Genomic DNA, 21492 nt, shown 5'->3' on the forward strand with positions numbered 1-21492 from the left:
TCACTTTCCGTCGTCCTTGGTCAGAAGCAGCTGCCCGCGCTTCTTGATCGTCGCCTGCGCCATCTCGGCAAAGCGCTGCAACAGCCACGGCAAGACCACCTGAACCTTGACGTGATCGTCGGCGACGTCGACCTGACCGGTCGCGACCTGGCCGAGCGCGCGGATGCGGAAATTCATGCTGTCGCCGCTCCAGCGCTCCTCCTCGACCTGCATCACGGGAATGCTGGCCGCCGCGCGGCCAAGCCCGGCCTTGAGCCGGCGCACCGCCTCTTCGCGGCCGAGGCGATGCGGAATGGAAACGACAAGCGGTGCTGACATGGTCCTGCCCCGTGCTGATTGATCCTCACTTAGTGATGCTGTCTGCGACCATAAAGGTTCCATGCAACTTGCACCTGTCGCCCCGTTTCAAAACCGGAACTTTAAAACCTGCGGCAAGTTGCCCTCACACACGGGACAGGTGCAAACGACCCTTTCTACAAGGGCTGGAGGAGACTCGCATGTCAATCGGCACGATCATTCTGATCATTCTGGTCATCGCCCTGCTCGGCGGCTTCAGCGGCATTGGCGGCGGCCCGTTCTACGGCACCGGCTATTACGGCGGCGGCGGCCTTGGGCTGGTCATCGTCATCCTGCTGATCCTGCTGCTGATGGGACGGATCTAGTTGCAGACTTCGTAGGGTGGGTTAGCACGCGGTCGCGCAAAGCGCGGTCCGCGAGCGTAACCCACCACCTCTGTCTCTGCGGAAACCAAAGAGGTGGGTTACGCCTTACGGCTAACCCACCCTACTTCTTCCCCGCAAGCTTCTTCATCGCCGCTTTGATCGACGCGGCCGCATCATCATAGCCCTCCCACGCCTTCGAACGCGCCAGCAGGCCGGGTACGGTCCTCACCGTATATTTCTTCGGATCGAGATCGCTCTTCACCTGCGCCCAGGCGAGCGGCATCGAGACCGTGGCGCCGTCACGCGCGCGGGGAGACAGGGGCGCTACCGCCGTCGAGAGCCGATCGTTGCGCAGATAGTCCAGAAAGATCTTTCCGTCCCGCAGCTTCTTCGACATGTTGAGCAGATAGCGCTCGGGATCGTCATCGGCCATCCACTGGCAGATTCCTTGCGCAAACGCCTTGGCCTCCTTCCAGCTCACCTTGTCGCGCGCACCATGGAGCAGCGGCACGACCACATGCAGGCCCTTGCCGCCCGTGGTCTTGCAGAAGCTTTCCATACCGACATCGCTGAGCCGCTGCCGCATCTCCTTGGCCGCCTCGACGACGTCGGCAAAGTCGACGTCCGGCGCGGGATCGAGGTCGAACACCAGCCGGCCCGGCGTGTCATAGGCATCCGGCGCACAATTCCAGGGATGCAGCTCGAGGCCGCCGATCTGCGCCACCGCCGCGAGCCCCTCGACGCGATCGATCTGCAAGTAGGGCTTGCGATCGCCGGAGACTTTTGCGAGCTCGAGCAGGTTTGATGTGCCCTGCATCGCGTGCCGCTGGAAGAATTTTTCGCCGCCGATGCCATCGGGTGCGCGCAGGATCGAACAGGGGCGGCCCTTGATGTGCGCGATCATCCATGCGCCAACGGATTCGAAATAGCGCGCCAGATCGAGCTTGGTGACGCCCTCGCCGTCGCCGCCGTCCGGCCATAGCTCCTTGTCGGGCTTCGAGATGACGACGCCCATGACCTCGGCGGTGCCGGCGTCCTTCTTGCCAGCTTTTGAAACGACACGCTTCCGGGCCGAAGGTTTTGCGAGCGCGGTATCGACCGGCGTCTCGGCCTCGACCTCCTCGGCTGGCTTGTCCTGCCGCAAGCCCTTGAACGCGGCCTGGCGGATATTGCCGTCGGCGGTGAAGCCGGCAAACTCGATCTCGGCGACGAGCTCCGGCTTCAGCCAGTGCACGTCGCGCGTCTTCTTCGGGGCATTCTTGCCTCCGAACGGACTCTCCTTGGCCTCCATGGCCTTCAAGGAGGGCATGATGCGCTTGACCGTGTCGGCGCCAAAGCCAGTGCCGACCATGCCGACGAAGGCGAGATGATCACCGCGATGCACGCCGGCCATCAACGAGCGGAATTTGCCGTTGGTGGTCTTGTAGCCGCCGATCACGACCTCATGCCCAGCGCGGCACTTTGCTTTTGTCCAGCTCTCGGTTCGCCCCGAGCGGTACGGCGTGTCCAGCTTCTTCGACACCACGCCTTCCAGCTCGAGCTTGCAAGCCGATTCCAGAACGGCATCGCCACCGCTCTCGAAATGCTCGACATAGCGGATCTGGGCCGACTTCCGCTTGCGCGCCTCAAGCAATTCCTTGAGTCGCGCCTTGCGCTCGCCGAGCGGCAGCCGGCGATAGTCCTGATTTTCCGCGAAGAGGAGATCGAAGGCAAAGAAGATGAGGTCCTCGGTCTTGCCGTCGGACAGTGCGGCCTGGAGCGAGGAGAAATTCGGCGCGCCGTTGTGGTCGAGCGCGACGATCTCGCCGTCGATCATGGCATCCGGCAGCGAGCCCGCCTCCTTCGCGATCGCGGCGAACTTGTCGGTCCAGTCCAGGCCCTTGCGCGTCTTCAACGTCGCCTCGCCGTCCTCGACCCGGAGCTGCACGCGGTAGCCGTCGAACTTGATCTCGTGGCACCAGCCCGCGCCGGCCGGCGGCCGCTCGACCGACGTGCAGAGCTGCGGCGCCACGAAATCCGGCATCGCCGAGACCTTCCTGGCATTCGTGGCCGTCGTCGTCTTCTTTCCTTTCTTTCCGGCGGCCTTCAACGCCGTGCGCGGCGCCGGCTGCAAGGTCCTGCCTTTCGTCTCCTCGGCCCGATTGGATTGCCAGACCGCATTCGCCTTGGCCTTGCCCGTGCCCTTCGCCAGCATGAACGGCTTTGGCGCCCGGCCCTTGCCTTCGGCGATCTGCTCCATCGCGCGGCCCGAGGCGACCGAGGTGTCCTCGTCGAGAATGTCGTTGGCCTTGCCTTCGCGGGCATAGTCGTCGCGATGCTTGATCAGCAGCCAGTTGGTGCGCTTTTCGCCGCCGCGGTTGCGCATACGCACCAGGACCCAGCTGCCATGCAGCTTGTCGCCGTGGAGCGTGAACTTGAGGTCGCCTTTCTTGAAGCCGGCTTCGGGATCGTCGGATTCCCACGTGCCGCGGTCCCACAACATCACGGTGCCGCCGCCATATTGGCCTTCCGGAATCGTGCCTTCGAAATCGCCATAGTCGAGCGGGTGATCCTCGACCTCGACCGCGAGGCGCTTGTCGTGCGGATCGAGCGAAGGCCCTTTCGTCACGGCCCAGGACTTGAATACGCCGTCGAATTCGAGCCGGAAATCGTAGTGCAGCCGCGACGCGTCATGCTTCTGGATCACGAAACGACGCTGTTCCGATGGTGCCACCGCGGTCTTGCCGGATGGCTCGGGCGTCTTCTCGAAGTCACGCTTCTGTCGGTAGGTGGAGAGTTTTCGCAGCACGACCGGTCCCGCTTCTCTTTTGGTTTTCAAAGCCTATCACGGCAAAAGTCCCACCCGGAACCAAAACACAATGGAGGGGTTGGGGTTCCAAAACACATTGAAAACGCTGGAGAATGCAATGGCCCCGCGTGCCTATTGGAAGGGAACGTTGAAGCTCTCGCTGGTCAGCTGCCCCGTCGTGCTCTACCCCGCAACGACGGCCGCCGAGAAGACCCGGTTTCACATGATCAACCGCGAGACCGGCAACCGCCTCAAGCAACAGATGATCGACGCCGAGACCGGCGACGTCGTCGAGAGCGACCAGAAGGGACGCGGCTACGAGCTGCGCAAGGGCAAATATGTGGAGATCGAGCCGGAGGAACTCGAGGCGGTCCAGATCGAGAGCAACCACACCATCGACATCGAGAGCTTTGTGCCGAGCGAGGAAATCGACCAGCGCTATCTCAACCATCCCTATTACATCGCGCCTGACGGCAAGGCCGCAGCCGACGCTTTCGCGGTGATCCGCGATGCCATGAAGGATCAGGATCGCGTGGCGCTCGCCAAGATCGTGCTCACCAACCGCGAGCACATCATCGCGATCGAGCCACTCGGCAAGGGCCTGCTCGGCACCACGTTGCGCTACCCTTACGAGCTCCGCGACGAGGACCAGTTCTTCGACGACATCAAGAGCCCGAAAATCACCAAGGACATGGTCGAGCTCGCCGGCCACATCCTGCACACCAAGGCCGCGCATTTCGATCCCGGCGAATTCAAGGACGAGTACGAGAACGCGCTGAAGGCGCTGGTGAAGCGCAAGGCCAGCGGCAAGAAGATCGAATTGCCCGAGCCCGAGGAGCGCCCGAGCAACGTCGTCAGCCTGATGGATGCGTTGAAGCAGAGCCTGAAGCGGCGCGGGGGGAAAACGTCGGCGAAGTCGCATGCGCGCCGTGCCACGGGGCGGCAGCGCAGTCCGCGAAAGTCGCACCGGGCAGCGGCGAGGCACAGGAAGGCGGGGTGAGGAGACCGCTCGCCCCATACTCGATATCGTAGGGTGGGCAAAGCGGAGCGTGCCCACCACCTTTATCGAAATCGAGAGAATGGTGGGCACGGCGCTTTGCGCCTTTGCCCACCCTACAGGCCTGTGGGGTCAATCCCCCGCCTTCAGTCTGTGGGGTCAATCCCCCGCCTTCAGCCGGTAGCCGATTCCCGTTTCCGTCAGCACATATTGCGGGCGCTCCGGATCGGCCTCGATCTTCTGGCGGAGCTGGCGGACATAGACGCGCAAGTATTGCGCATCGGTCAGCTCGTCCCACAGCTCCTTCAACAAGAATCGATGGGTCAGCACCTTGCCGGCGTGCTGCACCAGCACGCGCAGCAGGTCGTATTCCTTCGGCGACAGTTTGACGTCGCGCTCGCCGACCTTGACGATGCGGCGGACGAGATCGACCGAGAGATCGCCGGTGCGAAACACCGGGCGCTCACCCTGCACCTGGAGCTGGTGCCGCAGCGCGGCGCGCAGGCGCGCGAGAAGCTCGTCCATGCCGAACGGTTTCGTCAGATAGTCGTCGGCGCCGAGATCGAGCGCCTGCACCTTGCCGGCCTCGTCGCCCCGGCTCGACAGCACCACGATCGGCACGGCCTCGTTGCGGGCCCGGATGGTGCGGAGCAGCTCATGACCCTGGATGTCGGGCAGGCCGAGATCGAGGATGATCAGCGCGGGTCCTTCAGCGAGCTTTTCCAGCGCCGACTTGCCGTTCGGTGCTTCCAGTATCTCATAGCCCTGCGTCGTCAGCCCCATCCGCAACAATTTGCGGATCGGCGGCTCGTCGTCGATGACCAGGACCTTGATCGGGGCGGCACTCATGCGGCGGTATCCAATGCGTGGGTCTGTGCCGGAACCGGCAGACGGATGGTGAGGATCGCGCCGCTCCGGTCATTGCGGTTAGCGGCCGAAATCGTGCCCCGCATCGCCTCGACGAAGCCGCGGGAGATGGCGAGCCCGAGGCCCGTGCCGGGACGGACGTGATCGCCCTTCTGCGCGCGGTAGAACTTGTCGAACACGCTCTCGAGCTCGTGGGACGGAATGCCGTCGCCTTCGTCGGCAACCTCGAGCACCACCTGATCGCGCTCGCGCCGGCTCCGGATCGAGATGGTGGTGTCGGGCGGCGAATATTTCGCGGCATTGTCGAGCAGGTTGAACAGCACCTGCTCGAACAGCACGGCATCGAGCTGCAGCATCGGCAGATCGGCGGCCAGCACCAGCTCGACCTTGTGCGCGGTCAGGATCTTGCTGGCGCGGCGCAGCGCGCTGCCGATGATCTCGCCGAGATCGTGCAAGGCCGTGTTGGGCACGATGGCGCCGGACTCGAGCTTGGTCATGTCGAGCAGATTGGCGATGAAGCGGTTGAGCCGCTCGGATTCGTCAATCACGGTGGCGAGCAGGTCGCGCTTCTCGGTGTCGGACAAGGCGCCGGCGAGATCGCGCATGGTCGAGGCCGCGCCCAGCACGGAAGCGAGCGGCGTCTTCAGGTCGTGCGAGATCGAGGTCAGGAGCGCCGAGCGCAGCCGCTCGGATTCGACCGTGCGCTTGACGCGATCCATGTCCTCGACCAGCAGCACGCGCTCGATCGCGAGCGCACCCTGGTCGACCAGCGCGTCCAGCAGCCGGCGCTGATCCGGCGTCAGCAGCGGACCGGTGCGATCGTTGTCGATGCCGATGACGCCGATCGGGCCGCGCCCGGTGCGCATCGGCAGAAACAGCCGTTTTGCGCCGGGCAGCGTATCCGAGCCGCGGCCCGCGGAGCGATCATTGCTCCAGGCCCAGTTGGCAGCGGCGAGGTCGGCCTGGTCGAGCTGGTCCTCCGGCGGATAGCCTGACTTCACCGTGAGCAGACCGTCCTCCGGCAGCAGCAGCACGACACGCACCTTCAGCATCAACGCGATCTGGTAGGCGCTCGCCCAGAGGACATCGTCGAGGGTGGCGGTGCCGGCGAGCTTGCGGCTGAAGGCATAGAGCTGCTCGGTCATCCTGATCCGGCCGATGGCTGCATCGGCCTGCGTGCGCACGCGGCCTGCTACATTCGACACCACGAACGCGATCAACATGAAGAAGAAGAACGCCGCGACGTTGGTTGGATCGGTGATGGTGAAGGTGTAGACCGGCGGCAGGAAGAAGAAGTTATACGCCAGCGACGCCGCAACGCTCGCAAGCAATGACGGCCACAGCCCATAGCGGACAGCCACGGCGACCACCGCGGTCAGGAACATCAGATCAACGTTCTCGATGCCGAAATAGGGCTTGATGGCCACCGCTGCGGCTAGGCCGAGTGCGGTGATCCCGAGCGCCTTCAGATAAGGAAGTGCATCAAACGGCTCGGACCGTGCCGCGGTCTGCACCACTGTCTTTGGCGCCGCCTCTTCGGAGAGCTCGTCGCCGGGGATGACGTGAACGCTGATATTGCCCGCACGGCGCACCAGATCATGCACGACCGAGCCGCGCGTCATCTCGAACCAGCGCGAGCGGGTCGACTTGCCGATCACGATCTGGGTGACGTTGTTGCCATGGGCGAAGTTGATGACGTCGTCGGCGATGCGGCGGCCGACGGCGGGAATGGTCAAGGCTTCGCCGCCCAGCGCCTCCGCGAGCCGCAGCGTATCGGCGAGACGATCGCGCTCCTCGTCGGACAATTGCAGCGAGCGCCGGGTCTCGATCGAGATCGCGGTGAACGGTGCATGCAGCCGGTCGGCCAGCCGCTTGGTATAGCGCACGAGGCCGGCGGCGCGCGGATCCTCGCTGACGCAGACCAGGATGCGCTCGCCCGCGGCCCAGGGGCCGGCGATCGCATTCGCCTGCATGTGGTTGAGCAGCTGCTCGTCGACCCGTTCGGCCGTCCGCCGCAGCGCGAGCTCACGCAGCGCGGTCAGATTGCCGGGCGAGAAATAATGCTCCAGAGCCCGCTCGGCCTGCTTGGGGACGTAGACCTTGCCCTCCCTCAGCCGCTGAATCAGATCGTCGGGCGTGAGGTCGATCAGCTCGATGGCGTCGGCGCGGTCGAACACCGAATCCGGCACGGTTTCGCGCACCCGCACATGGGTGATCTGGGCGACGACGTCGTTCAGGCTTTCGATGTGCTGGATGTTGACGGCGGTGTAGACGTCGATGCCGTGGAACAGCAGCTCCTCGACGTCGAGATAGCGCTTGGGATGGCGGCTGCCCGCGGCATTGGTGTGGGCGAGCTCGTCGACCAGCGCGATTTGCGGCCGCCGCGCGATCACGGCGTCGAGGTCCATCTCCTCGACGATCTGGCCGCGGTAATCGAGCCGCTTGCGCGGGATCACTTCGAGGCCCCGCACCAGCGCCTCGGTCTCGGCGCGGCCGTGGGTCTCGACGAAGCCGACCACGACATCGATGCCGGCCTTGCGCTTGGCATGAGCGCTCTGCAGCATCTCGTAGGTCTTGCCGACACCGGGGGCGGCGCCGACGAAGATCTTCAGCTTGCCGCTCGCGCTTTCCTCCCGGCGCGCAGCTTCCAGCAGCGCCTCGGGAGACGGACGTTGTTCGGGATCGCGGCGCTCTCGGACCATGCTGTCAATATAATCATCTGCGCGCCGCGAGCCTAGACTGCTACTTGGCTGCAGCGCGATCCAGCGCGAGGTTCAGCGCCAGTACGTTAACGCGGGGTTCGCCCAGCAGGCCGAGCAAACGGCCCTGAACGTTGGCAGCCACGATCTGCTTCACAGCGTCCTGCGGCATATTCCGGGCCTTGGCGACGCGCGGCACCTGGAATTCCGCCGCTTCCGGCGAGATGTCGGGGTCGAGGCCGCTGGCCGACGTCGTCACCAGATCGGCCGGCACCGGCGCAGACGGGTTCTCCGCCTTCAGCTTGTCCACGTCCTCCTTCAGCCGGTCGGCCAGCGCCTTGCTGGTCGGGCCTAGGTTGGAGGCACCCGAATTGGCGGCGTTGTAGGGCGCCGACACCGTCTTGGTCGAATCATTGGGGTCCGGGGCCAGCGTCGCCGAGAGGCGGCCGTGGAAGTACTTGTCGTCCTTGAACTCCTGCCCGATCAGGGCGGAGCCGATCACCTTGCCGTCTTTCTCGATCAGGCTGCCCTGTGCCTTGGCGGGGAAGATCGCGCCGGCAATGGCGGTCATCGCCAGCGGATAGGCGAGGCCCGTGATGGCAGTGAGCACCAGCAAGAGGACGATGGCGGGGCGGATTTCTCTGAGCATGTTGGGTCTCCAAAATCTTCGTCATCGTGCGGGACGCCGCGCGTCCCGCACGATGGCGATCAAGCCAGGTGCAAGGCGGTCACGACGAGGTCGATCGCCTTGATGCCGATGAAGGGAATGACGATGCCGCCAAGCCCGTAGATCAAGAGGTTGCGGCGAAGCAGCGCGCCGGCGCCGACGGCGCGATAGGCGACGCCCTTCAGCGCGAGCGGGATCAGCGCGATGATGATCAGCGCGTTGAAGATGATCGCCGACAGGATGGCGCTCTGCGGGCTCGACAGGTTCATGACGTTGAGCACATTGAGCTGGGGGTAGAACGCCAGGAACATCGCCGGGATGATCGCAAAGTATTTTGCGACGTCGTTGGCGATCGAGAAGGTCGTCAGCGCACCGCGCGTCATCAAGAGCTGCTTGCCGATCTCGACCACCTCGATCAGCTTGGTCGGGTTGGAGTCGAGGTCGACCATGTTGCCGGCCTCGCGGGCGGCCTGCGTGCCGGTGTTCATGGCGACGCCGACATCGGCCTGGGCGAGCGCGGGCGCGTCGTTGGTGCCGTCGCCGCACATGGCCACCAGCTTGCCCTTGGCTTGCTCGTCGCGGATCAGCTTGAGCTTGTCCTCGGGGGTTGCCTGCGCCAGGAAGTCGTCGACGCCGGCCTCGGCCGCGATGGCGGCGGCAGTCATCGGATTGTCGCCGGTGATCATGATGGTGCGGATACCCATGCGGCGCAGCTCGGCAAAACGCTCGCGGATGCCGCCCTTGACGATGTCCTTGAGCTGGATGACGCCGAGCAGCCTGCCGTCCTTGGCGACCGCAAGCGGCGTGCCGCCGGCCTTGGCGATCTCGTCGGCGATGGTCTGGATCTCGCGGCCGACCTCCGAGAGCCCGGCGGGCTGGATCGCGCGGGCGGCATTGCCGGAGGCAACCGCCAGCGGCGCGCCGCCGCCGACATAGTTCAGCATGGCATCGACCGCGCCCTTGCGCACAGACGAACCGCCGGCATCGACGCCGCTCATGCGGGTCTGCGCCGTGAACGGGATGAAGGTGGCACCCAGCTCGGCCATGTCGCGGCCGCGGATGCCATACTTCTCCTTCGCCAGGACGACGATGGAGCGGCCTTCCGGGGTCTCGTCGGCGAGCGAGGCAAGCTGGGCGGCGTCCGCCAGCTCCTGCTCGGTCACGCCGCGAACGGGACGGAACGCGGTCGCCTGCCGGTTGCCGAGCGTGATGGTGCCGGTCTTGTCGAGCAGCAGCGTGTCGACGTCGCCGGCGGCTTCGACCGCGCGGCCCGACATCGCCAGCACGTTGAAGCGCACCAGGCGGTCCATGCCGGCGATGCCGATCGCCGACAAGAGCGCGCCGATCGTGGTCGGGATCAGCGTCACGAACAGCGCAACCAGCACGATCACGGAGATCGAGCCGCCGGCATAGGCCGCATAGCTCGGAATGGTGACGGTGGCGAACACGAAGATGATGGTGAGGCCGGCGAGCAGGATGTTGAGCGCGATCTCGTTCGGCGTCTTCTGCCGCTCGGCGCCTTCGACCAGCTTGATCATGCGATCGATGAAGGTCGAGCCTTGCGCCGCGGTGATGCGCACGCGGATCCAGTCGGACAGGACCTGCGTGCCGCCTGTTACCGCCGAGCGGTCGCCGCCGGATTCGCGGATCACGGGCGCGGACTCGCCGGTGATGGCGGCCTCGTTGACGGAGGCGACGCCCTCGATCACCTCTCCGTCGGAGGGAATGGTGTCCCCGGCCTCGACCAGCACGACATCGCCGACCTTCAGGCTGGTGCCCGGGACCAGCTTGAAGGCCTGGCCTGCGCCGGTCAGGAGCTTGGCCTGGCTCTCGGTGCGGGTCTTGCGCAACGATTCGGCCTGCGCCTTGCCGCGGCCTTCCGCAACGGCTTCAGCGAAGTTGGCGAACAGCACCGTGAACCAGAGCCAGAGGATGATCTGGAAGGTGAAGCCGAGGCTCGCCCCGCCCGTGACGAGGTCGCGCAGGAAGATCACGGTGGTGAGCGCGGCCACGATCTCGACCACGAACATCACGGGGTTCTTCACCATCAGCCGCGGGTCGAGCTTGGTGAAGGACGCCTTGATCGCGGGCAGCACGATCCTGGGATCGAGCATCGCCGACATCGGGGCGCGTTTTTGCAGTTTCATCGTATCCATGGAGGTCACTCCAAACAGTCAGAAGAGGTTCGATCAGAGCAGCTGTCAGAACACCTGGCCGGCGTTCATCGCGAGGTGCTCGACGATCGGGCCGAGCGCGAGTGCCGGGAAGAAGGTCAGGCCGCCGATGATCAGGATCACGCCGACGACGAGGCCGACGAACAGCCCACCGGTCGTCGGGAACGTACCGGCCGAAGGCGGAATCGACTTCTTGGCGGCGAGCGAGCCCGCGATCGCCATCGCCGGGACGATCATGAAGAAGCGGCCGACGAACATCGCCGATGCGAGCGTGAGGTTGTAGAAGAAGGTGTTGCCGGTGAGCCCTGCGAAGGCCGAGCCGTTGTTGCCGGTCGCCGAGGTGAAGGCGTAGAGCACCTCGGTGAAGCCGTGCGGGCCGGCATTCGCCATCGAGGCGACTGCCGCCGGATAGACCACGCCGACTGCGGTCCAGCCGAGATACATCAGCGGCAGCACCAGGATCGCGAGCATCGCCATCTTGACCTCGCGGGCCTCGATCTTCTTGCCGACATATTCCGGCGTGCGGCCGACCATCAGGCCTGCGACGAAGATCGCGAGCACGACGAACAGCAGCATGCCGTAGAGGCCGGCGCCGACGCCGCCGATGATGATCTCCCCTAGCTGCATGTTGATCAGCGGGATCATGCCGCCGAGCGCAGTGAAGCTGTCATGCATGGCATTGACGGCACCGCAGGAGGCGGCCGTCGTGATCACAGCGAACAGCGAGGAGGCGACGATGCCGAAGCGGACCTCCTTGCCCTCCATGTTGCCACCGGTCAGGCCCAGAGCGTGGAGGGTCGAGGTGCCGTTCGCTTCCGCCCAGTAGGTGACGGCGACGCCGGCGACGAACAGGACGCCCATGACGGAGAGGATCGCCCAGCCCTGGCGCTGGTTGCCGACCATGCGGCCGAACACGTTGGTCATGGCCGCGCCGATCAGGAAGATCGACAGCATCTGCACGAAATTCGACAGCGCGGTCGGATTCTCGAAGGGATGGGCGGCGTTGGCGTTGAAGAAGCCGCCGCCGTTGGTCCCGAGCATCTTGATCGCAACCTGCGAGGCGACCGGGCCGACCGCGATGGTCTGCTTGGCGCCCTCGAGCGTCGTCGCATCGACATAGGCGCCGAGCGTCTGCGGCATGCCCTGCCAGACCAGGAACAGCGTGTAGACGACGCAGATCGGCAGCAGAACATAGAGCGTGGTGCGGGTGACATCGACCCAGAAATTGCCGACGGTGCGCACCGAGGCGCGCGAGAAGCCGCGGATCAGGGCCACCGCGAGCGCGATGCCGGTTGCGGCCGACAGAAAGTTCTGGTGCGTCAGGCCAAGCATCTGGACGAGATATGACAGCGTGCTCTCGCCGCCGTAATTCTGCCAGTTGGTGTTGGTGACGAAGGAGATCGCGGTGTTGAAGGAAAGGTCTTCCGCAACCGCGCCCTGCCCGGCCGGATTGAACGGCAACACGGCCTGGAGCCGCATCACGCCGTAGATGATGAGGAAGCCGCCGACATGGAACAGCAGCATCGCGACCGTATAGGTCAGCCAATGCTGCTCGCGCCTCTCGTCAACGCCGGAGATCCAGTAGATGCCCGCCTCGATCGGGCGCAGCACCGGCGACAGGAACGTGCGCTCGCCGTTGAACACGCGCGTCATGTACCAGCCGAGCGGCTTGGTGAGCGCGACGATGATCGCGCAGTAGAGAATGATCTGGAGCCAACCGATCACAGTCATGGCATTAACCCTTCAGGCATTGTGTCCAGCGCAAAAGCGGCAGGAGCAGCGCAAGCAGGCCGGTGACGAGCACGGCGTCGGCCAGCAGCAATTCGACAAGCAGCAGCACGACTCAGAACCGCTCGGGCCGCAGCAGCGCGTAGGTGAGATAGACCAGGAGGCCGAACGAGACGGCGCCGGCGAGCGCGTAATCGAAGATCATGGCGCGCTCCGTCACAGCCGTTCGCAGGCGTAGGTGTAGCCGATCGCGAGGGCGAAGAAGGCGAAGCCCAGCGCCAGCATCAGAATGTCCATCATGGCGATACTCCTCAATACGAGACGATATCCGGCATTGCCTGTCTCCGGATTCCCGGCAGGCCGCTTGCTGCGAGCGAATGCAGCACGTGTCTCCCCGGCCGGGAACTTCACCGCGCTGAAGTGCCATTGCGCACATAGGTTTTCGAGATGAGGCCTATGGCGACGTTATAGGAATCTCATAAAGGCCGGCACGTCGTGCCATCCGCCATGCGACACCGACAACGCATTTCCGGGAGCACGCTCCGTGCAGGCGGTGCAGCGACGCAATCCACCGACGCCTTTGCCCTCCGTTGATACGGCAGGCTGCGCCTCAGGTCTTTTCAAAACGCCCTGCTTCCATAAGCCTCCACCTCGGCGGAGACGGTAATCCGGACTCTATCGGTCTGACCCGGAAGAATCCGGGCACTTATGAAATCCCTATATCTCTCGCCCGGTCCCCATCTCGTTTTCAAATGTCCTTCCAGCCATCTTGGAGAGGCCGGCCGACTGACCGACGCCACTTCCAGGAGGCCTGACATGACCGCTGCTCTCCGACGCATAGACCCACCTTCCCTCGCCCGGCAGCTTCGCGCGGCACCGGCAGTGACGCGGCCGCTGATGCTCGAGATCGTCAAGTCCTGCCGGCGCCTCCCGTCGCTGGGCCAGGGCGAACGCAGGGCACGCGTCCAGCGCCTGATCGATGCGGAAGCCTGGACCGACGCGGCGCTGGCGCTGATGGAGCTCGAGCTGCCGCTGTGGCAGGTCCGCCGCATCGCCTATGACGAGGGCGAGTGGCATTGCGCGCTCTCGCGCGAGCGCGAACTGCCGGACTGGCTGGACGCCGCGATCGAGGCACACCATGGCGACCTCGCGCTCGCTTTGCTGTCGGCGTTCATCGAGGTGCAGGCGCTGGCCGTGGAGGTTTCGCGGCCAAGCGTTCCCACCGTGCGCCCTGCCCCGGATCCGCTCTACGAGCCGGTTGCCTGCGAGAACTTCAGCTAAGCCAGCCGGACAGGTTCGCGCCGTGCCGCAATCTTCGAACACATCTCGGGCCCTGAGCCCGGCGCGGGTGATCGCGCGCTTTGCCGTGCGCGTTGTCCTCCTCGGAGCCTTTGCAGCGTTCGGCAGCATCGGCTTCGGCCGCAGCCTCGCCGCCCTGCTCTGGATGTCGATCATCCTCTGCGCCGCCGTCGCGGTTCTCAGGCGCGAGCAGCTGTTTGGCGCCGTCCTCAATCATTGGGACGAATGCGCGGCATTCGGGGCGCTGTTCGCGCTGGTTCACCTTGTCAACGAGCAGAGCTGAACGGAACGCTTTATGAGCTTCCTATGAGATCGCCGCAGCGCCTCACTCGAAATCATATTCGCTTGAACAGATATTGATCGGACGGTTGCGGGCTCGCGCTCGCCACCGGCGTCAATCGGAAGGAATACATCCGTGAAACTCGTCGAACCTCCCTCGTGCAGCTCCCCTTCGACCATCGTCTTCATCGGCCGCAACCGCCGGGGACAATGGGTTGCGCAGGAGCAGAACGGCCTCTATGGCGGCCTGTTCGTCAGCCGCGCCCAGGCCGTCAAATACGCGCTGTTCGAGAACGGACAGCATCCCGAGACCGTCGTCGAGCTGCCGCGCGAGCTCGAGCTCGACATGGGCAAGCGCCCCGACATCATCGTCTCGCAGCGCGCCGCCTGAGCCGGCGCCAACAGGCGAAAGACCATGTTCATCCCTCCCTCAGCCTGGTTCACCGGCTTCATTCCGGACCTGCCGACGCCGTTCAACGCGGCCGACGCGATCGATGTCGAGGCGTTCGCCGCGCTCTGCGAGCGCCAGGTCGCAGCCGGTGTGCCCGCAATCGTGGTCTGCGAGACGGCCGGAGAGGCGCCGACGCTCTCCCCGACCGAGCAGAAGCTCGTCATCCGCACCGCGGTCGAGGCCGTCTGCGGCCGCGCGCGCATCGTCGCCGGGACGGTGTCGAATGCCACCAGCCACGCCATCGAACTTGCGCGGCGTGCGGAAGCGGCCGGCGCCGACGCCGTCATGGCGGTGGTGCCCGCCTACAACAAGCCGATGCAGGAGGGAATGCTCGCGCATTTCCGCGCCATCGCCGGCGCGATCGGCCTGCCCGTGATCCTGCACGACGTTCCCGCCCGCACGCTGCGCCCGCTCGCCGACGAAACGCTGCTGCGTCTCGTCGAGTCCCGCCAGTTCGTCGGCCTGTGCGACGCAAGCGCCGACATCACCCGCCCGATGCGTCTGAACCGGCTGCTGCCGGCCGGCTTTCGCCTGCTCTCCGGCGACGACGTCACCGCCTTCGGCACCATCGCAAGCGGCGGCGACGGCGCGATCTCGGAAGTCTCCAACATCGCCCCCGATCTGTGCCGCACGATCTTCTCGCAGGTCAGGCAAGGCCGCCTGCAGTCGGCACGTTACCTGCACAAGCGCCTCACCCCGCTCATCACCTGCCTTTCCAAGGACAGTCCGGCGGCGCTCAAGAGCGCCCTGAGCGTGCTGGGTCTGATGTCGCCGGCGACAAGGCTGCCGATCGTGCCGCTGGACGCGGCCGCGCAGAGGGAAGTGGTACGCGCCTTCGCCGCGATCGCCGACGAGGAACTGATCGACAGCGTCGGCGCCTGACGCCTCGCGCCGCCGTTCGGATCTTGCATGCCTCCATCAATCGACGACCATCACAGGCTGCTCTGCGCCTGGCAACTGGCCATGCTGCGCTTTGCCGTGACGCGAAGCGATTCCGACCGACTCAATGTTGCCGCGCTCGCAGCCGAGCTCGATCGTCTCGGCGGCCGGCGCAGCGGCGAAGACTCGCTGCACTTCTTCCGGCGCACCAGCTCCCATCTCTGCGCGGCCATCTGCGGCCAGCGGCAGGACGCGGCGGCGATCCTGGACTGCTTTTGCAAGCAGATCGACGAGCCGCGGCTACAGCTTGCCTTCGCCGCCGCCGTCGGGCTCGCGCGATCGAAGCCGGCACCATCCAAGCCCCAATCGAAGCGCGACCCGAACCTCTTCAGGGGGCTGCCGGCGCGACCGCCGGCGCCTTTATGACTTTCCTATACGGCAGCCGCAGTGGTCACCTCGCAATCATACGCCGCGATGGTCATCATGGAAGGCAGATTGGAGCGGCCGTCTCGCCGCACCGGATAAGGACTAAAAAAATGTCGATCCTGACACATGCCCTTGACCGCCCCTTCGTGCCTGAGCGTCCGGCGCGCATTTCCGAGGGACGCAAGACGCAGCTCAAACGTTTCGCCATCGGCGTGCTGACGCTGCTCTCGATGGGTAGCGTGCTCACCGCGCTGATCGCGCTGAGGACGGCAATCTATGTCTGGCACCTTCATGCCTGACCGGCCGGGAGGCCATCATGACCTTGCAGATGTGTGAGGAGGCCGCCATGGCCGCAATTGCCATTCAGGCTTCGCGTCACCAGGCCAACACCACGCATGGACCGGCATCGACGCTCAAGCCACTCGATCCGGATGTCGTCAGTGCCGCCATCCCCGCCTTCTTCATTGGACGCAACCGCGCCGGCCTCTGGGTGGCGCGCGAAGCGAATGGACGCGTCGGCGGTCTGTTCCTGTTCAAGAGCTCGGCGGTGGACTTCGCCAACCGCCAGAGCGCGCCGGCGCGCTGCGCCCTGGTGTTCCCCCTGGAAAGCTTCGAGCTCGACATCGAGAACCGCGGCAATCCCGTCATCGTGCTGGCGGAAGGAGCCAGGCGGCTTCTTACGCGCATCGTCGCAAGGTTGACGACATGATCGAACTCAAGATCGCCATCCTGGTTGCGCTGATGGGTGCATTGCTGCTCGGCATGCGCTTCGGTACAACGCCCGCCCAGGACAAGTAGCGTGCAGCTCCTGAAGGGAAATCTCGAGCACGCCGTCACCACGACCATCCTGACCATGACGCTGAGCCTGGTCTGGGGCGCGATCCTGACGATCGTGATCACGCTCGTCGCGCGCGGGTTTGGAGTCTAGCCCTCACCTCTTTGCTTCCGCCTCGATCAGCCGGGCCAGTTCCGCCGCCGTGACCTCGATCGGCCTGCCGCTGCGCTCGACGCGGGCCTGGATCAGCGCCCCCTGGAGCGCCGACGTGCAGAGCACGGCAAGCGCTTCCGCCCGCGGCCTTGCGAACCCATCCGCAATCAGCCTGTCGCGGAGAAGTGCGATCCGAGCCGCATAGGCCTTGCGTCCGGCTTCCGCAACCGCGCGCTCGCGCGGTGCTAGCTCGAGCAGTACGGTCGTGATCGGGCATCCGTTGCGAAAGCCGGAGCCCCGCATCCACCCCGCCAGCAGCCGGGCATGGGCGCGCAGAAGCTCGCCGGTCGAGCCGCATTCTTCCGCAAGCTTTGCGACGGTTTCCGCCACACGGCGGCCGGCCTCCCCGACCGCCGCCACGGCGATCGAGGATTTTCCGTCGGGAAAGTAGTGATAGAGCGAGCCCTTCGGCGCGCCGCTGACGTCGACGATATCGTTGAGGCCGGTGCGGGCAAATCCCTGGCGGCGGAACAGCGTCACCGCAGCATCGATGATGGGTTGGCGGTGCTTTGGCACGGCCGGCATGGCGCTCTCCTTTCGGTCGAAAATTATATTGATTGGTCTACATGAGCCTCCGACAGTCAAGACATGACAACGACAGGGAGAGGCAGATGCCTGAGGGAGTGACCTACGAGCTGAACGACGGCGTGGCCCGGATCGTCCTCGACGACGGCAAGGTCAATGTGATGTCGGCCGCGATGCTGGGCGGGATCGGCGGCGCCTTCGACCGCGCCGAAAAGGAAGCCGAGATGGTGGTGCTGCGCTCGGCGCGGCCGGGCATTTTTTCCGCGGGCTTCGACCTAAAAGTGTTCGCCTCGGGCGATGCCGCCAAAAGCCTCGAGATGGTCCGGGCCGGCGCGGAGCTTGCGCTGCGGCTGATGGCGTTTCCGCATCCGACCATCGGCGTGATGGAGGGCCATGCCTTTCCGATGGGGACATTCCTGCTGCTCGCCTGCGACGTCAGGCTGGGCGCGCGGGGGCCGCACCGCATGGGACTGAACGAGGTCGCGATCGGCATCGCCCCGCCGAGCTTCGCCATCGAGCTCGCGCGCAGCCGCGTGCATCCGGCCTGGCTCAGCCGTACCGCAACGCTGGGCGAGATGTACGAGCCCGACGAGGCGCGGACGGCGGGCTTCCTCGACCGCGTGGTTGCGCCGGAGGCCATCGATGACGCCCTCGAGGAGATCATCGCGGTCTTGCGTGCGATCCACAAGCCATCACATGCGATCGCAAAGAAGCGCCTGCGCCAGCCGACCATGGATGCCATGCGGGCGGCGATCGACCGTGAATTGACCATGGCTGCCTATGAGGCAAGCAACCGGGCGCGCAGCGCGGTCGCGGTGCCTGCCTGAGGGGTCCGTATCCCGCGGAAAAAAGCCGCCCGATCTGGCGCAATTTCACGGAACCGTGTAGAGCGGTTTCATGAGCACAAGCAGCGTCAACGTCGTCGCCCACCCCCTGGTCCAGCACAAGCTCTCCCTGATGCGGGAGAAGGACCGCTCGACCAAGAGCTTTCGCGAGATCCTGAATGAGATCGGGATGCTGCTCGGCTACGAGGTGACGCGCGACCTGCCGCTGGAGCTGGTCGAGATCGAGACGCCGATCGCGGCGATGCAGGCGCCGAAGATCGCCGGCAAGAAGCTCACTCTTGCGCCGATCCTGCGCGCCGGCGTCGGCTTCCTCGACGGCATGCTGGCGCTGATGCCCTCGGCGCGCATTGCGCATATCGGGCTCTACCGCGACCCCGAGACGTTGCAGGCCGTGGAATATTACTTCAAGGCACCGCAGGACCTGTCCGACCGCACCGTGATCCTGATGGATCCGATGCTGGCGACCGGCAACTCGGCCTGCGCCGGCGCGTCCCTGCTCAAGGACCGCGGTGCCCGCGACATCCGCTTCGTGTGCCTTTTGGCCGCGCCCGAGGGCATCGCCAAGTTCCAGAGCGAACACCCTGACGTGCCGGTCTGGACCGCCGCGATCGACGAGCGCCTGAACGACCACGGCTATATCGTGCCGGGCCTGGGCGACGCCGGCGACCGGATGTTCGGCACCAAGTAGACAGGTTTGCGCGATCGGGTTACTCCGGTTGCTATGAGCGCCGACGACTTTTCGCTGCAATCGCTGATCCGGATCGAAGACGCCGCCGATCCGGCCCTGGTGTTTGACGGCGTACCGATCTCGCGCGCGGATTTCTCACAGAGGATCGAGCAGACCGCGGCCTGGCTTGCGGCCCAAGGCATCGGCAAGGGCGACGTCGTCGCGGTCTGGCTGGTCAACCGGATCGAGTGGATCGCGCTGCTGTTCGCCGCCGCCCGCCTCGGCGCGATCGTTGCCGCCGTCAACACGCGCTACCGCGGCGCGGAAGTCGCACATCTGCTCAAGGTGTCCGGCGCCAGGCTGATGGTGGTCGAGGCCGCCTTCCGCTCGATCGATTTTGCCGCCATCCTCGCCGATGTCGCCAGGGCAGAGGCGCCGGCACTGCAGCAGCTCGCCGTGGTCGGCGCGGATACGATTCCTGCGCACTGGCCCTGCGTCCGGTTCGACGCGTTCGACAGGTCTTATCCGGCCGCCCCGCCGGCTCAGGATGACATCGACCTGCCCGTGCTGCTCTACACGACGTCGGGTACGACCAAGGGACCAAAGCTCGTCGCGCATTCGCAGCGGACGCTGGCCACGCACGCGACCTCCGTAGCCAGGGCACTCAAACTCTCGCCGCAGCGTCATTCATTGCTGGCGATGCTGCCGTTCTGCGGCACGTTCGGCATGACGAGCCTGCTCGGCTTCTTCGCGGCGGGCACAACCGTCCATGTGCTCGACGCCTTCGAGGCCGCGCCGGCGCTGAAGATCCTCGGTGAACAAAGGATCACGCACTCGTTCGGCTCCGACGAGATGTTTCGCCGCATTCTCGCCCTTACCGATGCGCCGCGGCCGTTTCCGCATCTCGAACTCTGTGGTTTCGCCGCGTTCCAACCCGGCTGGCGCGAGCTGGCTGCAGAGGCCGAGGCCCGCGGCCTGCCGCTGTTCGGCCTCTACGGCTCGAGCGAGGTGCAGGCGCTGTTCTCGATTGGCCGTCCGCACGACACGTTCGCCGATCGCATCGAGGGCGGCGGCTGGCCGATGTCGGCGGACGCGAAGCTGCGCATTCGCGACACCGAAACTGGCGAGCTCGTGGCTAAAGGCGTCTCCGGTGAGATCGAAATCAGCGCGCCCTCGCGCTTCCTCGGCTACTTCAACAACCTAGATGCAACCCGCGATGCGATCACCGCCGACGGGTTCTTCCGCACCGGCGACATCGGCCGGCTACGCGGCGGCGGTGCCTTCGTCTACGAGACCCGCGCAGGCGATGCGATGCGGCTCGGCGGCTTTCTCGTGGCGCCCGGCGAGATCGAGGACGAGCTCAAATCCTGCGCGGGTGTTGCCGATGCCCAGGTCGTCGCCGTCGACCTGAAGGGCCAGGCGCGCTGTGTCGCCTTCGTGATCCCGACGAAGGAGCCGCCGCATCAGGAGGCTCTGACCGCGCGATTGCGGGAGCGGCTCGCCGGCTACAAGGTGCCCGCGAGGATCTATCTCGTCGACGCCTTCCCCGTCACCGACAGCGCCAATGGCGTCAAGATCCAGCGCGCCAGGCTTCGCACCATGGCGATGGAGCGCATCGCCGCCGAATGAGCCCGTCCTATTTCAGGTAGCTCGCGAGATTCATGCTCAGGATCTTGCCGAGCGCCGAATAGGACGCGGTGAGCTGCGTCTGGTAGGTCGAAAGCTGCGCCGTGATGGCGGCGACGTCGACGCTGGTGAGGTCGTTCGAGAGCGTCTCGGCATAACTCTTATAGTCGGTCTGGCGGGCGCTGGCGGTCTCGATCGAGGACGCGGCGCTGGAGAGCTTTGCCTGCACCGCCGCGGTGTCGTCGAGGGCCGTGCTGGCGAGATCCAGCGCGCTGGTGATGTCCGAGGACGACAGCGTGGTGCTGTTGGCCACGAACTTCAGCACACGCATCACCTCCTCGAATGCGGAATTGTCGGCGGTGACGCCGTAGGACACGGTCTCGTCGGCCGCAACCCGCACCGATGCAATCTCACTGTCGCCATTGTAGTAGCTGGTGTCCGCCGTGGTCGTCGAGCCGGTGCCGGTTGAAAAGGTCGTGAGATCGACCGGGGCCGTCTCCGTCTTGCCGCCGGCGAAGACGTACTGGCCGTCATATTGCGTATTCATCAACGAGCCCATCTGCTCCAGCATCTGCTGGGCGGAGCCGATCACCGAATTCACCTCGGTCGAACTCCCCGTCGAGGCGGCGCTGAGCTGGGAGCGGAGCTGGGTGAGGATGTCGGTGACCGAGCCGACCGCCGAATACATCACCTGGACCTTGCTGTCGGCGAGCGTTGCGGCATCGATATAGGACTGCGCGCGCGTCACCGAGACCTGGAGATTGACGACGTGCTGAGCGTCGGAGCCGTAGCCGCCGAAATCGGTCGAGACGACGCCCGAGGATTCCTGGATCTGCTTGTTGGCCATGACCGACTCCACGCGCATGGCGTCGGCGATCATCCTGTTCGACTGGGCGAAGGTGGCAACCCGCATCGCGACCATCCG

23 protein-coding genes are annotated in these 21492 nt (G+C 65.4%); 13 read left to right on the forward strand and 10 right to left on the reverse strand.

Features of this window, described 5'->3' with window-relative positions:
* Nucleotides 1–318 carry a polyhydroxyalkanoic acid system family protein gene (locus XH79_RS41500; protein ID WP_212339829.1) on the reverse strand — a complete coding sequence of 106 codons (318 nt, stop codon included), beginning with the start codon at nucleotides 316–318 and terminating at the stop codon, nucleotides 1–3.
* 179 nt (nucleotides 319–497) lie between these two features.
* Between XH79_RS41500 and XH79_RS41505 the strand changes: the two genes are divergently transcribed.
* Nucleotides 498–662 carry a DUF3309 family protein gene (locus XH79_RS41505; protein WP_018318514.1) on the forward strand — a complete coding sequence of 55 codons (165 nt, stop codon included), beginning with the start codon at nucleotides 498–500 and terminating at the stop codon, nucleotides 660–662.
* Between the two features lie 121 nt (nucleotides 663–783).
* Here XH79_RS41505 and ligD read toward each other — a convergent pair whose 3' ends face one another.
* Nucleotides 784–3450, reverse strand: a complete 2667-nt coding sequence (gene ligD / locus XH79_RS41510; RefSeq protein WP_271585665.1) for a DNA ligase D — start codon at nucleotides 3448–3450, stop codon at nucleotides 784–786.
* A gap of 118 nt (nucleotides 3451–3568) precedes the next feature.
* On the opposite strand from ligD, the gene ku reads away from it, so the two are divergent.
* The gene (gene ku / locus XH79_RS41515) at nucleotides 3569–4450 is read left to right on the forward strand and encodes a non-homologous end joining protein Ku (protein ID WP_271585464.1); all 882 of its coding nucleotides are present in this window, start codon (nucleotides 3569–3571) and stop codon (nucleotides 4448–4450) included.
* A 156-nt stretch (nucleotides 4451–4606) separates the two neighbouring features.
* On the opposite strand, the gene XH79_RS41520 is transcribed toward ku, so the two are convergent.
* From XH79_RS41520 to XH79_RS41545, 6 genes are all read right to left on the reverse strand, one after another.
* On the reverse strand, nucleotides 4607–5296 hold the full coding sequence (locus tag XH79_RS41520) for a response regulator (protein ID WP_212339831.1): 690 nt from the start codon (nucleotides 5294–5296) through the stop codon (nucleotides 4607–4609).
* Entirely contained in the window at nucleotides 5293–8016 is a 2724-nt protein-coding gene (locus tag XH79_RS41525) for a sensor histidine kinase (RefSeq protein ID WP_212339832.1), read from the reverse strand. Before XH79_RS41525 ends, XH79_RS41520 begins: the two co-directional genes overlap by 4 nt.
* Before the next feature lie 40 nt (nucleotides 8017–8056).
* A complete protein-coding gene (locus XH79_RS41530) occupies nucleotides 8057–8662 on the reverse strand; it encodes a K(+)-transporting ATPase subunit C (protein WP_271585465.1) in 606 nt (201 codons plus the stop codon).
* Between the two features lie 59 nt (nucleotides 8663–8721).
* Complete coding sequence (gene kdpB / locus XH79_RS41535) at nucleotides 8722–10836, reverse strand: potassium-transporting ATPase subunit KdpB (protein ID WP_271585466.1); 2115 nt, start codon at nucleotides 10834–10836, stop codon at nucleotides 8722–8724.
* A 45-nt stretch (nucleotides 10837–10881) separates the two neighbouring features.
* The gene (kdpA, locus tag XH79_RS41540) at nucleotides 10882–12585 is read right to left on the reverse strand and encodes a potassium-transporting ATPase subunit KdpA (RefSeq protein WP_271585467.1); all 1704 of its coding nucleotides are present in this window, start codon (nucleotides 12583–12585) and stop codon (nucleotides 10882–10884) included.
* A 112-nt stretch (nucleotides 12586–12697) separates the two neighbouring features.
* Nucleotides 12698–12787: a K(+)-transporting ATPase subunit F gene (locus XH79_RS41545; protein WP_018641117.1), complete on the reverse strand. Its 90-nt coding sequence runs from the start codon at nucleotides 12785–12787 to the stop codon at nucleotides 12698–12700.
* A 611-nt stretch (nucleotides 12788–13398) separates the two neighbouring features.
* Here XH79_RS41545 and XH79_RS41550 point away from each other — a divergent pair.
* The 8 genes from XH79_RS41550 (at nucleotide 13399) to XH79_RS41585 (ending at nucleotide 16844) form a co-directional block, all read left to right on the forward strand.
* The gene (locus XH79_RS41550) at nucleotides 13399–13863 is read left to right on the forward strand and encodes a hypothetical protein (protein WP_271585468.1); all 465 of its coding nucleotides are present in this window, start codon (nucleotides 13399–13401) and stop codon (nucleotides 13861–13863) included.
* 22 nt (nucleotides 13864–13885) lie between these two features.
* Nucleotides 13886–14164 (forward strand): hypothetical protein, encoded by a 279-nt coding sequence (locus XH79_RS41555; protein WP_212339837.1) that lies wholly within the window; start codon nucleotides 13886–13888, stop codon nucleotides 14162–14164.
* Between the two features lie 132 nt (nucleotides 14165–14296).
* Nucleotides 14297–14551 (forward strand): hypothetical protein, encoded by a 255-nt coding sequence (locus tag XH79_RS41560; RefSeq protein ID WP_271585469.1) that lies wholly within the window; start codon nucleotides 14297–14299, stop codon nucleotides 14549–14551.
* 24 nt (nucleotides 14552–14575) lie between these two features.
* Complete coding sequence (gene dapA, locus XH79_RS41565) at nucleotides 14576–15493, forward strand: 4-hydroxy-tetrahydrodipicolinate synthase (protein ID WP_271585470.1); 918 nt, start codon at nucleotides 14576–14578, stop codon at nucleotides 15491–15493.
* Nucleotides 15494–15574: 81 nt separating this feature from the next.
* A complete protein-coding gene (locus XH79_RS41570; RefSeq protein WP_271585471.1) occupies nucleotides 15575–15916 on the forward strand; it encodes a hypothetical protein in 342 nt (113 codons plus the stop codon).
* Nucleotides 15917–16026: 110 nt separating this feature from the next.
* A complete protein-coding gene (locus tag XH79_RS41575) occupies nucleotides 16027–16215 on the forward strand; it encodes a hypothetical protein (RefSeq protein ID WP_271585472.1) in 189 nt (62 codons plus the stop codon).
* A gap of 17 nt (nucleotides 16216–16232) precedes the next feature.
* On the forward strand, nucleotides 16233–16625 hold the full coding sequence (locus XH79_RS41580) for a hypothetical protein (protein WP_212339842.1): 393 nt from the start codon (nucleotides 16233–16235) through the stop codon (nucleotides 16623–16625).
* Nucleotides 16626–16715: 90 nt separating this feature from the next.
* Complete coding sequence (locus XH79_RS41585; RefSeq protein WP_271585473.1) at nucleotides 16716–16844, forward strand: hypothetical protein; 129 nt, start codon at nucleotides 16716–16718, stop codon at nucleotides 16842–16844.
* Nucleotides 16845–16847: 3 nt separating this feature from the next.
* Here the strand turns inward: XH79_RS41585 and XH79_RS41590 are convergent, their stop codons facing one another.
* Nucleotides 16848–17429 carry a TetR/AcrR family transcriptional regulator gene (locus XH79_RS41590; protein ID WP_271585474.1) on the reverse strand — a complete coding sequence of 194 codons (582 nt, stop codon included), beginning with the start codon at nucleotides 17427–17429 and terminating at the stop codon, nucleotides 16848–16850.
* 86 nt (nucleotides 17430–17515) lie between these two features.
* Here XH79_RS41590 and XH79_RS41595 point away from each other — a divergent pair, with 86 nt between their 5' ends.
* The 3 genes from XH79_RS41595 to XH79_RS41605 all read left to right on the forward strand — a co-directional run bounded on the left by XH79_RS41595 (nucleotide 17516) and on the right by XH79_RS41605 (nucleotide 20570).
* On the forward strand, nucleotides 17516–18256 hold the full coding sequence (locus tag XH79_RS41595) for a crotonase/enoyl-CoA hydratase family protein (protein WP_271585475.1): 741 nt from the start codon (nucleotides 17516–17518) through the stop codon (nucleotides 18254–18256).
* Between the two features lie 70 nt (nucleotides 18257–18326).
* A complete protein-coding gene (gene upp, locus XH79_RS41600) occupies nucleotides 18327–18962 on the forward strand; it encodes a uracil phosphoribosyltransferase (RefSeq protein WP_212339845.1) in 636 nt (211 codons plus the stop codon).
* A 33-nt stretch (nucleotides 18963–18995) separates the two neighbouring features.
* The gene (locus XH79_RS41605; protein ID WP_271585476.1) at nucleotides 18996–20570 is read left to right on the forward strand and encodes an AMP-binding protein; all 1575 of its coding nucleotides are present in this window, start codon (nucleotides 18996–18998) and stop codon (nucleotides 20568–20570) included.
* Between the two features lie 7 nt (nucleotides 20571–20577).
* On the opposite strand, the gene XH79_RS41610 is transcribed toward XH79_RS41605, so the two are convergent.
* Complete coding sequence (locus tag XH79_RS41610) at nucleotides 20578–21489, reverse strand: flagellin (RefSeq protein WP_271585477.1); 912 nt, start codon at nucleotides 21487–21489, stop codon at nucleotides 20578–20580.
* Nucleotides 21490–21492: the final 3 nt, after the last annotated feature.

The sequence above is a fragment of the Bradyrhizobium sp. CCBAU 45389 genome (assembly GCF_028128625.1).
Lineage (GTDB): Bacteria > Pseudomonadota > Alphaproteobacteria > Rhizobiales > Xanthobacteraceae > Bradyrhizobium > Bradyrhizobium liaoningense_B.